11 protein-coding genes are annotated in these 17734 nt (G+C 39.2%); 7 read left to right on the top strand and 4 right to left on the bottom strand.

The features are described 5' to 3' along the window. Window positions 1–26 precede the first annotated feature (26 nt). The 4 genes from ACOVQ4_RS22605 (at window position 27) to ACOVQ4_RS22620 (ending at window position 7100) form a co-directional block, all read left to right on the top strand. Window positions 27–1493, top strand: coding sequence for an aldehyde dehydrogenase (NADP(+)) (locus tag ACOVQ4_RS22605; RefSeq protein ID WP_421822850.1), 1467 nt, complete (start codon window positions 27–29; stop codon window positions 1491–1493). A 294-nt stretch (window positions 1494–1787) separates the two neighbouring features. Continuing rightward, window positions 1788–2789 (top strand): 4-hydroxyproline epimerase, encoded by a 1002-nt coding sequence (locus ACOVQ4_RS22610; RefSeq protein WP_166550898.1) that lies wholly within the window; start codon window positions 1788–1790, stop codon window positions 2787–2789. 311 nt (window positions 2790–3100) lie between these two features. Next, entirely contained in the window at window positions 3101–4507 is a 1407-nt protein-coding gene (locus tag ACOVQ4_RS22615) for an APC family permease (protein ID WP_421822851.1), read from the top strand. 205 nt (window positions 4508–4712) lie between these two features. Beyond that, a complete protein-coding gene (locus ACOVQ4_RS22620; RefSeq protein WP_421822852.1) occupies window positions 4713–7100 on the top strand; it encodes a glycoside hydrolase family 127 protein in 2388 nt (795 codons plus the stop codon). A gap of 133 nt (window positions 7101–7233) precedes the next feature. Here the strand turns inward: ACOVQ4_RS22620 and ACOVQ4_RS22625 are convergent, their stop codons facing one another. Together ACOVQ4_RS22625 and lon are read right to left on the bottom strand one after the other, a co-directional pair. Then, entirely contained in the window at window positions 7234–8115 is an 882-nt protein-coding gene (locus ACOVQ4_RS22625; protein WP_421822853.1) for an AAA family ATPase, read from the bottom strand. A 111-nt stretch (window positions 8116–8226) separates the two neighbouring features. Further along, complete coding sequence (gene lon, locus ACOVQ4_RS22630; RefSeq protein WP_421822854.1) at window positions 8227–10713, bottom strand: endopeptidase La; 2487 nt, start codon at window positions 10711–10713, stop codon at window positions 8227–8229. Window positions 10714–11246: 533 nt separating this feature from the next. Between lon and ACOVQ4_RS22635 the strand changes: the two genes are divergently transcribed. After that, the gene (locus ACOVQ4_RS22635) at window positions 11247–12557 is read left to right on the top strand and encodes an NCS2 family permease (RefSeq protein ID WP_421822855.1); all 1311 of its coding nucleotides are present in this window, start codon (window positions 11247–11249) and stop codon (window positions 12555–12557) included. A gap of 176 nt (window positions 12558–12733) precedes the next feature. Further along, window positions 12734–13585: a 5'-methylthioadenosine/adenosylhomocysteine nucleosidase gene (locus tag ACOVQ4_RS22640; protein ID WP_421822856.1), complete on the top strand. Its 852-nt coding sequence runs from the start codon at window positions 12734–12736 to the stop codon at window positions 13583–13585. Window positions 13586–13688: 103 nt separating this feature from the next. On the opposite strand, the gene cobA is transcribed toward ACOVQ4_RS22640, so the two are convergent. Together cobA and ACOVQ4_RS22650 are read right to left on the bottom strand one after the other, a co-directional pair. Then, on the bottom strand, window positions 13689–14477 hold the full coding sequence (cobA, locus tag ACOVQ4_RS22645; protein ID WP_421822857.1) for a uroporphyrinogen-III C-methyltransferase: 789 nt from the start codon (window positions 14475–14477) through the stop codon (window positions 13689–13691). Window positions 14478–14675: 198 nt separating this feature from the next. Next, complete coding sequence (locus tag ACOVQ4_RS22650) at window positions 14676–16778, bottom strand: nitrite reductase (protein ID WP_421822858.1); 2103 nt, start codon at window positions 16776–16778, stop codon at window positions 14676–14678. 334 nt (window positions 16779–17112) lie between these two features. Here ACOVQ4_RS22650 and ACOVQ4_RS22655 point away from each other — a divergent pair, with 334 nt between their 5' ends. Next, on the top strand, window positions 17113–17526 hold the full coding sequence (locus ACOVQ4_RS22655; protein ID WP_421822859.1) for a hypothetical protein: 414 nt from the start codon (window positions 17113–17115) through the stop codon (window positions 17524–17526). Window positions 17527–17734: the final 208 nt, after the last annotated feature.

The raw sequence follows: 17734 nt of genomic DNA on the forward strand, positions 1-17734 counted from the left end.
ATTCACTCATTTTCAAATTTAAAAAAATGTCTCAAATCATATCAACGGTAATGCAGCAAGCACAAGAGGCATTTGAGCATTATCGTCAAGTATCGGGTAAAAACCGTGCTATATTTCTAGAAACTATTGCAGAAGAAATCGAAGGTTTGAAAGATTCCTTGGTGGCCATTGCTCATCAAGAAACCAATCTTCCCTTGCCTCGACTTCAAGGAGAAATTGGACGTACAACAGGTCAATTGCGCATGTTTGCACGTCTGATTGCTGAAGGTTCTTGGGTTGAAGCCTGTATTGATACAGCCAATCCTGACCGAGTGCCACCTAAGCCAGATACTCGTAAAATGCTTGTTCCGATTGGTCCTGTGGCTATTTTTGGCGCTAGCAATTTCCCATTTGCTTTTTCTACCGCAGGCGGTGATACCGCAAGTGCATTGGCTGCTGGTGTTTCAGTAGTAATCAAAGCGCACCCTGCCCATCCTGAAACTTCAGCATTGATGTTCTCGGCGATGGAAAAAGCCATTGCACGTTGCCAAATGCATCCTTTTACGATACAACATCTCAACGATGCTAGTAACGAAACAGGTAAAGCATTGGTGATGCACCCACTTACTACGGCGGTTGGTTTTACAGGCTCACAAGCAGGCGGAAAAGCCCTTAAAGCTTACGCCGACCAAAGAGAGGTTCCTATCCCTGTCTTTGCCGAAATGAGTAGCATCAATCCTGTGGTTTTGTTTCCTGAATACTTAAACCAAACTAATACAACGTTAGCAAAAACCCTTGCAGGGTCTATTTCACTTGGAATGGGACAGTTTTGTACCAAACCGGGCTTGCTTTTGGCAATAGATAGTCCTGCATTAAGTACTTTTTCAAAGACTTTGGAACATGAACTAACACAGGTTGCCTTGCATCCTATGTTGCATACAGGTATCGCAAAAGCCTTTGATAAAGCACGCTACACTATTACATCGCAAGCAGGAGTAGCTTCTGAAGCTTCTCTAGCTGTGGTTGAGGATTTGGAAAAACCTACTCCTAGTCTTGCGAAGGTTTCAGCGAAAGATTTTATTGAAAATCCACTTTTACATGAGGAGGCATTTGGGCCTTTTGCCTTACTCGTGATTTGTCAAGATGTACAAGAACTGTCACAAGCGCTCAAAGCACTTGGTGGACAACTTACCACAACATTGATGGCGACAGAACAGGACGTTGAAAACTATCCTGAAATTCTATCGCTCCAGTGCTCATTGGCTGGTCGTGTGATTCTGAACGCCGCCCCAACAGGTGTGGAGGTAGCTGCGAGTATGGTTCATGGAGGTGCGTATCCTTCCACTTTCGACGCTCGCTATACCTCGGTAGGCACAAGCGCCATTAAGCGTTGGGTTAGACCAATTTGTTTACAAGGATTCAAAGATTGGATGCTACCCGAAGAATTAAAAGATGGTAATCCATTAAAAATATGGCGTTTGGTCAATAATACATTTACCAACGAAACAATTTAGTTAGTAAGTTAATGAATGATTACGTGATGAATTATTACTGCTTAGGCACTCGAAATTAACGACTATGAGCTTTTGACTATTAGGTGTATGTATGTGGAAAACCAATTATAGTCAACTACTCACAGTTCAATGTAGCACTTTCGGTGCCTTTGCTGTAATTTTTAATATTTGTAGATAGTGTAAAATTACCTTTAGCTTTCAGCTTCGGGCATTCAGCAAAATATCGGTAATCAAAAATTACACTCCAAACTCATCACTCAAAATTCATCACTCATACTTACCCCTGATAAAACTATGAAAAAAACATTTTTTTGTGTAGACGCCCATACTTGTGGTAATCCCGTAAGACTAGTGGCAGGAGGTGGGCCTGTGCTTGAAGGAAGTAATATGAGCGAAAAACGCCAGTATTTCCTTCAAAACTACGATTGGATTCGAAAAGGACTAATGTTCGAGCCTCGTGGTCATGATATGATGAGCGGGAGTATTTTGTATCCTCCTCATGACCCTGAAAATGACGTTGCGGTATTGTTTATCGAAACGAGTGGCTGTTTGCCTATGTGTGGACATGGTACCATCGGAACAATCACTATTGCCGTAGAAGAAGGACTAATCACACCAAAGGTAGAAGGAAAAATCCGTATGGAGGCTCCTGCTGGTTTGGTGTTAATTGACTATAAACAAGAAGGTAAAAAGGTAAAAAGTGTAAAACTTACCAATGTATCTTCGTTCTTAGCCGCTACCGATTTAAGTGTAGAATGTCCAGATTTAGGACCTATCAAAGTAGATGTTTCGTATGGTGGTAATTTTTATGCGATTGTAGATGTTCAAGAAAACTTTAAAGGCTTGCAACATTACAGCGCTGACCAACTGATTAGTTGGAGCAGAACCCTCCGTAACCGTATCAATGAGCAATATTCTTTTGTGCATCCCGAAAATGATACCATCAAAGGTTGCTCGCATATCTTATGGACTGGCGACGTATTAGACCCAACGTCTACAGCTCGTAATGCGGTATTTTATGGAGATAAAGCCATTGACCGTTCACCCTGTGGTACAGGTACTTCGGCACGTATGGCACAGTGGTACGCCAAAGGCAAATTAAAGAAAGGTGATGAGTTTATTCATGAAAGTATCATCGGTTCAAAATTCATTGGAAGAATAGAAGAAGAAACTACCGTGGGAGGAAAGCCCGCCATGAAACCAAGCATTGAAGGTTGGGCAAGAATTTATGGATATAACACCATCAATATCGACCCTGAAGATGATCCTTATGCTTATGGGTTTCAAGTACTTTAGCATTAATGCTGAGTTGTGAATTGCGAGTTGTGAATTTAAAATATAAGATCTTAATTATAAGCATCTTGTACCCACAATCACTCAAAATGTTAATTTGTAGAATTATCCTCATAAGTGAACAAGATATATCTGTGCTTCTCCAAGAATATTTTACCTAGTGCCTAAGGCTTACAGCCTAAAGCACATTAATATGATTTTGTTTTGCATTAATACTTACCTCTATTGAGTGATTGAGTGGTGGAGCGGTTGAGTGAGTATGAAGATTTACACTTATTCAATCACTCATTCATCAATCACTAAATCACTCAACTATGTCTCAAGAACAACCATCATTCAAACGCTCCTTTCGCCTCTTCGATGCCACTATGATTGTGGCTGGCTCTATGATTGGGTCGGGGATTTTTATTGTAAGTTCGGATATTGTCCGAAATGTGGGCTCTACTGGAGGGTTGCTATTAGTTTGGATTCTTACTGGATTACTTACAGTAGCAGCGGCCGTTAGTTATGGCGAACTAAGTGGTATGTTTCCCAAAGCAGGAGGGCAATATATTTACCTCAGAGAGGCCTTCAATCCTTTGGTTGGTTTCTTGTATGGGTGGAGCTTTTTTACCGTAATTCAAACGGGCTCTATCGCGGCCGTTGGGGTTGCCTTTAGTAAATTTTCGGCTTACCTTTTTCCTGTTTTAAGCGAAAAAAATATTCTATTCTCTGTCCTAGGACTCCATATTTCAGCTGCACAGCTTACCTCTATAGCTCTCATCATTTTTCTTTCATTTATCAATACTCGTGGCGTTCAGTATGGCAAATATGTCCAATCAATTTTTACAGTTACCAAATTGCTTGCCTTATTTGGTTTAGTCGTTTTTGGATTTATTCTTACCGCCAATACCGAAACTTGGCATCATAACTGGCAAACTGGCTTTTCTATTCAACAACTTACCTCTTCAGGATTTTTACCATACACAGGTTGGGCTGCTTTCGGAGCAATCGCCGCTAGTATGGTCGGAAGTTTGTTTAGTAGTGATTCTTGGAATAATGTGACATTTATCGCAGGCGAAATCCAAAACCCTCAACGCAATATTGGGCTGAGTCTTTTCCTTGGAACACTCATTGTAACAAGTATTTATTTGCTCGCCAATATTATGTATGTTTCGGTGCTAGACCTACCTGCCATTGCTTTTGCCGAAAACGATAGGGTGGGAGTAGTGGCATCCCAACATATTTTTGGAGAAGAGGGCACTATGATTGTAGCCATTTTCTTGATGATTTCAACTTTTGGTTGTGATAACGGACTTATCTTGGCTGGAGCACGAGTGTATTACACAATGGCAAACGATGGTTTATTTTTCAAGAAAGTAGGTGAGCTTAATAAAAATGGTGTGCCCGAAAAAGCGCTATGGATTCAATGTGTTTGGGCTTCGGTTTTATGTTTGAGTGGCAAATACGGCGAACTTCTCGACTATGTGATTTTTGCGGTACTCATTTTTTATGCACTTACCATTCTAGGAATTATTCGTTTACGAATCAAAAAACCAGAACTTGAAAGACCTTACAAAGCATTTGGATACCCTTTTGTACCATTACTGTATATTTTTACCGCAACTTGTATCTGCGTTTTATTACTGATTTACAAACCCAATTATACTTGGCCAGGCTTAGGCTTAGTATTATTAGGGATTCCTGTTTTTTATTTACTTAAAAAAATTAGTGAGGTGTGAATTATGAATGAGTGAATGAGAGTATGTTAAAAAAATATTTGGCATGTATCGAAAAAACAAAATTTCCACTCGCCACTACTCGCCTGCTACTCAAATAGCAGGGTAAAGAAAATAACTACAAACTTCCTCATTGAAATTTAAAAGAATTTAGTTGTTTGACTCATTTCATTCACTAATTCACAATTCACCAACTCACTCAATAGCTATGATACAAAAAACAATACTTTTCTGCTTTTTTTGTTTAGGAGCTTTTGCCCAAAAAGGCGATTATCCTATTCAGCCTGTGGCATTTACGCAAGTTCATTTTAAGGATAATTTTTGGACTCCAAAAATGCAGGTAAACGCGAATGTGACTATTCCTTATACCCTTAATCAATGTAAAATCACGGGGCGTATTGACAATTTCCGTAAAGCCGCAAAGCAAATCCCAGCCGATAAGAGCACTTCTTTTACCTTCGATGACACAGACCTCTACAAAGTCATTGAAGGAGCTTCTTACAGCCTACAAACACAGAAAAATCCTCAGCTGGAAGCCTATCTTGATTCACTGATTACGATTATTGGCTCGGCGCAGGAGGCTGATGGCTATTTATACACTTTTAGAACCATGCCAATTCAAAAACCTCATGAATGGCTTGGCACTAAACGTTGGGAAAAAGAAGAAGATTTGAGTCACGAACTATACAATTCTGGTCACTTGTTCGAGTCGGCGGTTGCGCATTATCAGGCTACAGGTAAAAAAAACCTTTTGAATATTGCCATCAGAAACGCTGATTTATTGGTACAAACTTTTGGCTGGGGCAAAGAAGAACGTTTCCCTGGGCACCAAATCGTAGAAACAGGTTTGACAAAATTGTACAGAGTCACTGGCAAAAAAGCCTATCTTGATTTAGCTAAGTTCTTTTTAGATTTAAGAGGAAAAGAAGGACACCTCAATCAAGAATATAGCCAATCGCACAAAAAAGTTGTAGATCAACACACCGCTGTAGGTCATGCGGTACGTGCCACCTATATGTACACAGGTATGGCCGACGTAGCCGCACTTACTGGCGATAAGGCTTATTTGTCTGCTATTGATGATATTTGGCATGATGTGGTCGATAAAAAACTTTACATCACAGGAGGAATCGGGGCGACAGGCAATGGCGAGGCTTTTGGCGACGATTATGATTTGCCAAACATGAGTGCTTATGCCGAAACCTGTGCTGCTATTGCGAATGTCTATTGGAATCAACGCATGTTTTTATTACACGGCGATGCTCAGTATGTTGATGTCCTTGAACGAACTCTTTACAATGGTTTACTTTCGGGTATTTCATTGAGTGGCGACAAATTTTTCTATCCTAATCCACTAGCTTCGATGGGACAACATCAGCGTCGTGCTTGGTGGGATTGTGCTTGTTGTGTTTCAAATATGACTCGATTCCTGCCCTCGGTGCCAGGATATACTTATGCTCAAAATCAAAAAAATCTGTATGTAAACCTTTTTGTAGGTGGTACTGCTACGATTCAATTGCCCAATACGGCTGTAACAATTACCCAACAAACGGCCTATCCTTGGGAAGGGAAAAATGACATTACGATTGCTCCTGTAAAAACAGCGCAATTTGCCTTACGCATTCGTATTCCGGGTTGGGCATTGAGTAAACCATCTTCGGGGGATTTATACAAAGATGAAACGCCAGAAAGTCCAATTCAGCTTTTGGTAAATGGTAAAGTCTTTTCTTATAAAATGGAAAAAGGCTATGCCGTAGTAGATAGAGTTTGGAAAAAAGGCGATCAAGTAAGTTTCACACTTCCGATGGATGTTAGAAAAATTTTGGCTAACAGCAATGTAAAAGCTGACAAATCAAAATTTGCCTTACAAAGAGGTCCAATGGTATATTGTTTGGAAGGAAATGATAATACCTCAGCATCAGTCATGAGTTTGGTTGTGGATAAAACTGCTCCAGTTACAGCCTCTTATCAACAAGATTTGTTGAACGGAGTAATGACTTTGAACATGAAAGGATTTACCACACAAAGACAAGTAGGTTCTGAAGAATTGGTAAAGAAAACGACAGACATCAAGGCGATTCCATACTATTCATGGGCCAATCGTGGAGCTACAGAAATGACAGTTTGGATTCCGTATGAAGAAACGGCGGCTCGTCCAACGCCTGCGCCCACTATTGCCAGCAAAAGTAAGGTATCAGGTTCTGTGAGTAATCCATTAATGCTAAAAGCACTAAACGACCAATATGAAGTAGAAAACTCTAATGACAAAAGTGCCAATTTCTTGCATTGGTGGCCCAAAAAGAATACTACTGAATATCTTCAATATGACTTTGACCAAACTTACACGGTATCCTCATCAAGCATTTATTGGTTAGATGATAGTCCTTGGGGAGGATGTCGTATCCCTGCTTCTTACAAAATTTACTATCAAAAAGATGGAGAATGGATTCCAGTAAAAGTCATTAATCAAAGCCCAATAGCCAAAGATCAACTCAATACTGTACAATTTGAGCCCGTAACAACCAAGGCCATCAAAATGGAAGTGCAATTACCTGTAGATAATGCGGCTGGGGTTATTGAGTGGGCGGTGAAGTAATATTGTACGATGTGTTTATCAAAATCAAATGAATCCTAATTTACTTTAGTAGCAAAAGGAAAATTAGCTTTTTGTATAATCTGGCAAAAGACCTTCGGACGTATCTGAAGGTCTTTATTTTTAGAAAACCGTATCAATACAAATCTCCATATCCCACTTGCACACACGGAATACCTAGTTCTAAGCGCCAAAGGTCTATTGCTTCTTGTTGAGTTTCCAAGGCTAATTTTACTTGATATTTAGATGCTAATTCTTTTTCATAAACCTCTATTTTATACCTATTCCCTTTGATACCTAAAGGAAACATCAATAATTCATCAAACTCGATGCGATTGTAATAGAGCCAATTTTGTGTTTGTCGACGGTAGGTTTCTGGGCGCTGTGTTAGCAAAATAATTTTGTAATTGGTTGCTCGATAAATATCTAATAACTCTTTGATGGGTTGATGTACCAAGTCATTTTCGCATAAAAATATATCCTGTAAACCTCTTTCTGAAGGAATAGCAATAACATGATCTAATTCGCAAACAAGGGTAGGAGGGAGCGACTCATCTTTATCGGAATAAGTATATAGGTTTTCTTTTGATAAAATATGTTGGCGGTACAACTTCGAGACCACTGCAGCTCCTACACTATTTTCTCGTTGGCTATCGCGCTCGATACAGGTGCCTAAATCTACCTCAAAAGTTTTCATCTCTATTTCTACCTTGGTACGATGTGTTTTTTGAAATTGCTCCACGACCTTTTTCACGCGCTCGACAGGTCTTTCCCAGAGATTAGTGTCATCAATAACTACATTCTTTCCAGACTTAAGTGCCTCAAACAACATCATATCGCGGAGCTGTTCGACAAAACTTTCATTTTCTTTTGAATGCACACTATCATCAAGCATAGCACGCATATCGTCCTTATTGAGACGTTTCCACAAACCTTGGCTATCGGCTACCAAGGCTTTAGCAAATGTAGATTTTCCACTAGCAGGAATTCCTTGTAGAATAAGTACTTTTTGAGGCATTTTTTTGAACATAAAAAAGGCACAGAGTCAGAAGCTCTGTGCCTAAGTTGGATACTGTTAAATCCTATAAACTTTTAGCAGTGGGCTGCTCGAAGGCTATTTATCGATTGCTTATGCTAATACATTTTCTTTTTTTTCTTCTGGAAAAATAAAATCAATTGGCTTACTAACTTTTTCAGGTAATAAAGCAATTTTCAATACCTCATCCACATGGTCTACATAGTGGAAAGTAAGGTCTGAAATATAAGCTGGCGTGATTTCTTCGATGTCTTTTTTGTTTTTATTACAAAGAATAATCTCTTTAATACCAGCACGCTTAGCAGCCAAAATCTTTTCTTTGATACCCCCTACTGGCAACACTTTTCCTCGTAGAGTGACTTCACCAGTCATCGCTAAATGTGGTTTTACTTTGCGTTGGGTCAAAGCTGAAGCGATAGACGTAGTCATGGTAATACCTGCCGATGGGCCATCCTTAGGTACAGCCCCAGCTGGTACGTGAATATGCAAATGATAATTATCGAAAATACGATAATCTATTTCATACTCGTCCGAATGAGCACGTAAATACGAAAGTGCTGTCAAGGCTGACTCTTTCATGACATCACCCAATTGCCCCGACAAGGTCACTCCACCTTTTCCACGGCTCAATAACGATTCAATAAAGAGAATATCGCCCCCAACAGGTGTCCAAGCTAAGCCTGTAACGACCCCTGCCAAGTCATTCGTTTCGTATAAATCTTTATCAAAAATCTCAGTTCCTAGCAACTTCACCACATCATCAGGCTTGATTACTTTAGGGTAATCGTCGCCCATGGCGATAGCTTTAGTGATTTTACGAACTAGTTTACCGATTTCCTGTTCTAACTTACGCACCCCCGACTCACGAGTATACCCTTCGACTATTTTTTGAAGTGCCCCATCGGTCACGTTAATAGTTTTGTTTTCGAGTCCGTGTTCTTCTTTTTGCTTAGGAAGTAAGTGTTTTTTACCGATTTGTACTTTCTCTTCCATTGTATAACCGCTAATATCGATAATCTCCATACGGTCACGAAGGGCAGGATGAATCGTGTCTAGCGAATTGGCAGTAGCAATAAACAAAACCTTTGACAAGTCATACTCCACCTCCAGATAATTATCCAAGAAAGCGCTATTCTGTTCAGGGTCAAGTACCTCCAACAAAGCAGATGAAGGATCGCCACGATGGTCAGAACCAACCTTATCGATTTCGTCGAGGATAAATACGGGGTTTGAAGAACCGGCCTTCTTGATATTTTGCATCAATTTGCCTGGCATTGCACCAATATAAGTCTTACGATGACCACGAATTTCGGATTCGTCATGCAAACCACCCAAAGCCATACGTACATACTTGCGACCTAGAGCTTTGGCAATAGAGCGACCCAAAGAAGTTTTACCAACCCCTGGAGGGCCATAAAGACAAAGGATAGGCGCTTTCATATTGCCTTTCATTTTGAGAACGGCCAAATACTCGATAATACGTTCTTTTACTTTCTCAAGACCAAAATGGTCGGCATCAAGTACTTTTTGCGCCTTTTTTAGGTCAAAATTATCTTTAGTATACTCATTCCAAGGCAAATCAGCTAATAATTCTACATAGTTCATAAGCATTGGATACTCGGCCGACATAGAGTTGGTTCGTTGCAACTTGGCGAGTTCTTTTTGGAAATGGTCCGAAATTTCTTTTGACCATTTCTTATTTGCACCTTTAGCACGCAGCTTGTCTATTTCAGCCTCAGGGCTATCAACGCCTAATTCTTCCTGAAGTACCTTTATCTGCTGGCGTAGATAATAATCACGCTGTTGTTGATCGATATCGCTACTAGCCTTACTTTGAATCTCCCGTTTGAGCTCAAGCAAGTCGATATCTTTCATCATATATTGCAACAACTTTTGAGCTTGGTCAATTCCAACAAAAGTTTCGAGCAATTGTTGTTTTTCGGCTAATTCGGCATTTATACTAGCAGAAAGGAAGTGTACCAAGAAATTTGGAGACTCGATATTATCCAAAGCAATTTGCGCTTCACGTGGGATATCAGGATTGAGTAATAGAATCTTACCAGCGGCATCACGCAAAGACTGCACCAAAGCCTTATTTTCACGATTGAGCTTGGTTGGGAAAGTATCCTCTATGTAGCTTACTTTGGCCAATAGATGTGGCTCGGTCTTCACATATTCGGTTACTTCAAAACGTTTACGTCCTTGAACGATAATCGTGATATTTCCGCCAGGCAAAACAATCATTTTTAGGATGTGTGCAACCGTTCCTATTTTGTACAAATCATCACCGACGGGCTCCTCTTTACTTGGATTAGCCTGAGCAATAACTCCGATTGTACGATCGCCTTTGTAAGCTTTTTTGACAAGGCGCACAGATTTTTGCCTTCCTACCGTAATAGGAAGTACCATGCCCGGAAACAATATAATGTTGCGAATTGGAAGTATCGGTAATTCATCTGAGAGTTTTCCTAACTTCTCGTCATCCACTTGTTCTGTACCTAAAGGTATCAACTCAATCCCATCGAAATCCGAAATTTCTGCAAGTCTGAGTGTATCAAAGAATTTTTTATTGTAGCTCATAATCTCCCTCTAAAAAAATTTGGATAAGCGGTAAGGTATTATCATTTAAGTAACATACAGCATAATGCTTTGGGCTATGAGCTTGTAAGAAAATTAGAAGCAATATTTAGCAATCTTTCCATAGCAAACTGCTGTTGATGGCTTTTACTCATAATTTGAAGATGTTGTAGAAATAAATAAATGGTTTTCAAATAGATTTAATTCTTCGCTAAATTCCAAATTAGTAAGTAACTCAACTGACAAACTGTCAGAATGAGAATAAAGTTATAGTAAAATTTGAATACTTTTTAAGTGAATTATTAAATGGTCAAAAGCTATGCCAACGAACAAGTTGTCAGTATTCTCATAAGTAATTGAATCAAAATGGCTTTCATTATCCATAGGTCTAAATTTATATAACGGTTTTCTCCTAAAAAAAGTGTCAGCTAAGTATTGGAACTAATGTAAGAAGAATTTTCATGAAAGTGATACGAAAGTAAGTCTAATTTGGGAATGTCTTTTTTGGACTGTATTTTTAAAAAAATCCCAATTTCATGACAACTAAAATTACCTCCAATCGTACAGAAGTTCTTGCTGGCGTAAGTTCCTTTTTGGCTACTATGTATATCATCGTGGTCAATCCCTCCATCCTAAGTCAAGCAGGAATGCCTTTCAACGCAGTATTGACAGCAACAGTTGTTTTAAGCTTTTTTTGTAGCTTAATGATGGGGCTGTATGCCAAAAATCCTATTGTGGTAGCACCTGGCATGGGCATGAATGCTTTCTTTACCTTCACCGCCGTAAAAGGCATGGGTATTAGCTATCAAGTTGCTTTAGGTGCTGTATTTTGGGCTGGCGTCTTGTTTGTTATTCTTTCTGCTTTTAATGTAAGAACCTATATCGTAAAAGCCATTCCGACACAGCTTAGGTTTGCAATATCAGCTGGAATCGGGCTTTTTATCAGCTTAATAGGCTTCGAAAACGCCAAGTTTATCGTCGATAATCCTGCTACTCTGGTAGGCGTTGCTACGCTTAAAGACCCTATCGTTGTTACTTTTCTAATCGGCTTATTCGTCACAGCCGTACTAATCGTTCGTCAGACTATCGGCGGAATAATTATAGGAATAGTATTAACAACTCTTCTGGCTATTCCCATTGGGCGGTGGTGGGGTGATGCTTCGGCCGTGAACTTCGGACATACTCAATTAGTGACTTGGCAAGGTGTATTTTCCTATCCAGACTTTAGTCTACTTTTCCAATTAGACTTAGTAAACTCCCTAAAAGTCTCTTTATTTCCAGTAATTTTTGCTTTTGTTTTTACCGATATGTTTGATAGTATTTCAACTTTTGTTGGAATCGCCGAAGCAGCAGATTTGTATGACGAAAATGGAGAGCCACAAAACGTCAAAAAATCGCTCATGACCGATGCCGTAGCCACGCTTTTGGCAGGGGTTGTAGGAACTAGCCCGGGTACTGCCTATATCGAATCGGCGGTGGGTATTGAACAAGGAGGTCGAAGAGGGCTTACTGCCATTACGGCAGGTCTTTTATTCTTGCCATTTATGTTTTTGTCTCCTTTGTTGAGTATTGTCCCTGCCATTGCAACGGCTCCTGCTTTGATTATTGTAGGCGTTTTTATGATGAAACCTATTGCCAAAATCAATTGGGCTGAACTTGACGATGCTGTACCCACTTTTTTAGCGCTTGTACTTATTCCTTTCTCTTATTCGATTACACAGGGCATTATTTGGGGTTTTTTGAGTTGGACTATTATCAAAGTCGCTGTAGGAAAATCAAAACAAATATCTCTTGCTTTATGGATAATTGATGCGTTTGCACTAGTTGCGCTTTTCTGGGGACACTAGAAAATGTATTTACCGACTTTCAGGTTGATTTCATTACTATCTATAGATTTTACGATTTCAAATAAGACTATTATTAATTCAAACGCTAAGTAATGTTTTAAGCTCTGGTTGTCAGCTATGTATTGCTGAATGCTAATGACCAAGAGCGAAAAGTATTACTTCCTACCTAAACAAACATGTTCCATTTTAGCCCAAAGTTATCTTTCTGTGCGTCTTTACGCAGCGTATTCATTCATACACTCATTTTGGTGTGCATATTGAATCCAAAAGTTTTTTCTCAAAAAACTAAAACAGTCACGGCAATCGTCGGAGCATTCAATGCTGAAATACAGTTATTGGAGGATTCTCTCAAAAACAAAGAAGAACATCGAGTAAAGGGAGTGCGCTTTTTGACAGGAGAACTATCAGGCAAATCGGTAGTAATCGCATTGACTGGCGTGGGCAAAGTCAATGCCGCCATGACTACCACTTTGTTATTGATGAATTGGCAACCCGAGAGGTTGATTTTCACAGGTATTGCTGGAGGTATTGCCAAGGGTATTGCCCCAGGAGATATTGTAATTGCCAAATCTTGCGTGCATCATGATTTTGGTAGACTTCAAAACGAAGGGATTACGCTGCGTCCTACCCGAAATCCAGCTACTTTACAATTGAACCCGATTTATATTCCTTCGGATAGCACTCTGATACAAATTGCTCAGAAAGTAGCTCCTAAATGTCCCTATCAGGCCGTTGGGAAAAACAATAGAATGCCTCAAATTTTGACAGGAATTATTGCTACAGGAGACGTTTTTGTGAATTCTCAAACAAAAGTTGAGGAGTTAAGAACAAATCTCAAAGCGGATGCCATCGAAATGGAAGGTGCGGCAGTGGCACAGGTATGCTACCAAATGAATTTACCATGCTTAGTGCTTAGAAGTATTAGCGACAATGCCAACGGTGATGCGCACCAAGATATGCCCAATTTTGAAAAAATTGCCGCTTACAACTCCGCTAGTTTGGTATTGGGTTTATTGAAAGCACTATAAAACAAAAAAAGCTCATAGTAATAACTATTGAGCTTTTCTAAATACCTAACCACTAATAATCTTTAAACATGCCTTGGGGGCTTGTTAATATGTTGAATGTGTACTAGACACTAAACTTCTTTTGTGCAATTGATTGTAATACCGTTGTAGAAGCAAACTTTACCACTTCTCCAAGCACAATAACGGCAGGGTTTGATAGCTTATTGTGCTCAACGACGAATTTAATATTTTTAGCAGTGCCAATTCCAACTTTTTGATGAACGGTTGTTCCTTGCTGTACAACGGCAATAGGCAAGTCTGCTTTGCCATGCTGAATACATAATTCTGAGATTTGTTCTATTTTACTCATTCCCATCAAAATCACGATAGTGGCCGTAGATTGTAGCGCAATTGACAAATCTTTGGATAGGGACCCATCTGATTTAGTACCAGTAATTACCCAAAAACTTTCGCTAACACCCCTCGTCGTCAGAGGAATTCCAGCGTATCCAGCAGCAGCCACCGACGAAGAAATACCCGGGATGTAAGCAGTTTCTAAACCAAATTGTTGAGCATATTCGATTTCTTCCATGCCACGACCAAAAATAAACGGGTCGCCGCCCTTCAAGCGCACCACGTGGCCATACATATAAGCCTTTTCGACTATCAAAAAATTAATAGCATCTTGAGAATGGCTTTCTCCTGGGCGTTTGCCAACGTAGATTTTTTCGGCCTCTGGTTTACAATATTCCAACAATTCAGGAGCAATTAGCGCATCATAAAGCACCACATCTGCCGAAGCTAATGCTTTAGTGGCTTTTACGGTAATTAAATCGGGGTCACCTGGGCCAGCACCGACTACCGTCAGGCGTGGTTTGGGTTCCAATGTATGAAAAGCTTCTAAATTATTCATAATCAAAAGTATTTGGTCACTGAGTAATGGCAAGCGAATCTGACTAACCAAGTCAATTTTTACAAGAATACTATAAAAATCGCTTACTAATAAATTACTCAATAAAATAAAAAGAGGTGTATCCAATTGGACAAGCCTTTTGAATTACACCCCTTCAAATGTTATATATGACTACCTTAAATAATCAAACAAAAACTCTTAGGCCTCTACGGTTTGCTCACGATATGCTTTTGCTAATGCTAAAAAAGCTTTAGCTTCGGCGATATAGCTAGTAGCAAATTCCACGCTAGGCTCGTTTTGGTTGATTTGTAGTACTAATTCTTTGAAAGAGCTTTGAGCAATGGTGATTTCGCCTTTTGCCACAAAATGCTCGTCAAATTTCTCAATTACTGCATTTTGAGTCGATACGTTAACACTCTTATCCAAAAGCAAGGCTTTAGCTGCACTCACAAATACACTGTATGCATGATAGATAGAGTCTGCTATACGGTTTTCGTTGAAGGCATTCAAGGTCCACTCTAATTTCTCTTCTGACTCGAATAACAAAGTGGCTACTAAGTCAATCATTACACCAGCACATTCACCAACTCCAATTTCTGTGGCAAACTGTTCTGTAGCACCCCAGTCGATAAAATCATCGTCCTTCAAAGTAGTAAGGTCTGCAACTGGTTTTAGTAAATTATAAAAATATTTTTCGCCTTGACGGTCATAATAATCATTGAAGTATTCGCCTTCCGTGGCATTTTCTTCGTAATTATTCAACAACACTCTCAGTACTTCAGGACCTCGTTTTGATGGTACTTTAATTACTTTATCTGCTACTCGACCTACACCATTGCCAACTGTACCACCTCCTAATAGCACTTGAAGTGCAGGCAATACTCGCTTATCGGCCGACTTCAAAGATGAACCGTGGAAGCCGATATTGGCCATACCATGCTGACCACAAGAGTTCATACAACCAGATATTTTGATTTTAATATCGTTATTATGAATCAATTCAGGGAAATCTTCAGAAATAACAGCTTCTAATTTGGAAGTAATATTCGTACTATCCGAAATCGCCAAGTTACAAGTATCTGTACCTGGACAAGCCGTAATATTAGCAATAGAGTTAGCTCCTGATGACGCCAAATTATGTGCTTTTAACACTTCAAAAATATATGGAATATTGGCCTCTGGCACAAAACGTAACATCAAACCCTGATTGATACTCACTCGTACATCATTCGCTACAAAACCCTCTAGTTGTTCTATCAACGAACGAGAAGTAGTCGAGTGGATATTTCCATTCAAAATACGAACATATACCCCAAAATATCCCTCTTGTTTTTGAGCAAAAACGTTTGTTGCAAACCAAGTTTTGTACTCTTCAGTATCAGGAGCTACAGTTGACGCCGTTTGAGTTGGCAAATATCCTTCGATTTCTGTTTCGCTAAAGCCTGTAGTAGGAATCTCAAATGTTTTGTTTTTGATTGCGATTGTTTCTGCATTTACCAATTCTACAAAGTTATCGAAACCAATTTTTTGAATCAAAAACTTCAAACGAGCTTTATGACGAGAATTACGCTCACCGTGGCGGTCGAATACTCTGAGTGCAGCTTCTAAATAAGGGATAACTTGATTTTCTTCTAAAAACTCAAATGCTGTATGCGCTAACATTGGTTGTGCACCCAAACCACCACCAACAACTACTTTAAAACCACGTTTGCCATCTTGCACTTTTGGAATCAAACCAAAATCGTGCATATAAGTCAATGCTGTATCGGCATCAGAGTTAGAAATGGCAATTTTGATTTTACGACCCATTTCTTGACAAATAGGGTTTCTCAAGAAATAGCGGAAAATAGCGTCAGCATAAGGGGTTACATCAAAAGGCTCTTGAGTATCGATACCCGAAGTGATAGAAGCCGTAACATTACGAACGGTATTACCACATGCCTCACGAAGCGTAATATCATCTTGTTCCAATTGTGCCCACAATTCAGGCGTGCGATCCAAAGAAACGAAGTGAATCTGAACATCTTGACGCGTAGTCAAGTGCAAATTACCCGTCGAATACTCATCCGAAATATCAGCGATACGTTTCCATTGCTTAAAGGTCATTTTACCGTAAGGCAATTTGATACGTACCATTTGTACCCCTTGTTGACGTTGGCCATAAACACCACGAGCCAAACGTAAGCTACGGAATTTTTCTTCGTGAATTTTTCCCTCTCTGAATAATTCAATCTTACGAGCTAGGTCTAATATGTCTTTTTCAACAAGTGGATTTTCGAGTTCAGTTCTGAAACTTTGCATTGCTTTTCTGTTTAAAATCAAACAAAATACCCTAAGCTGGTCAAAGTAGCACAAGGTTCTTGTGTAATGAGTAATCCATTTACATTATCTACTCTATAAAATAAGTAGATTTTTACACAAAACTAAGGAAGAAATTTCATCTATCAAGGCTTTTTCTAAAAAAAGTTTAAGATATATTTTAAACATTCAAAAAATCCAAGTAAGTTTGCCCAGATGGTCTAGTGGCTGAGTAATAATCAATTATATTCATTCGTCCAACAAGTAGTTATTGAGAGTCGAACATTAACACACATTGTTTAGTCAATACAATCGACCAATAAACCCCATTATACCCATGAAGAGAAATCTATCTTTATTTGTTGCTTTATTAGCATTTCTATTGTCAAGTTGTACAGATACTAAGAAAATTGCTGAGTATCAGGACCAAGTAAGAAGACTTGAGAGTCAAATTTTGAAAGAGCGTCAAGAAAACGCTGAATTAAGTAGCTTCCGTTTTAGCCTTGAAAGTCAGTTCAAGAAGAAAAACGAAGACTATATGAAATGCCAAGAAGATAGTAAGGATACCTTTGAAACACTTACTATTAAATATAATCGTTTGTTAGATGATTACAATAAGATTCAGGCTTCTTACAAATCATTGAACGAAACGTATGAGTCAAACAAAGAAAACTCTGCGAAAGTAATTGCTGAACTCGAAGAAAGAGTTCGCAATAGCAAAGCAAGCAAATCAAAAAGACGTCGTAGATAATTTCCTTTTTAGAACATTTAAGAGAACTGCTTTACAAAAGGCAGTTCTTTTTTTTGTTATTCTTCACTGAATCTTATCCAGCCACAAGACCTTTTATTAACACCTAACGTTGGTTTTTAATAGCGACAGTATCCATGTAAGTATTAGTGCAGAATTATATTGAAGTTTTTTATCATAGGGACAAGGCAACAGGCACAAGGCAAAGAGT

Source organism: Flectobacillus sp. (assembly GCF_049240685.1).
In the GTDB taxonomy this organism is placed as follows: domain Bacteria; phylum Bacteroidota; class Bacteroidia; order Cytophagales; family Spirosomataceae; genus Flectobacillus.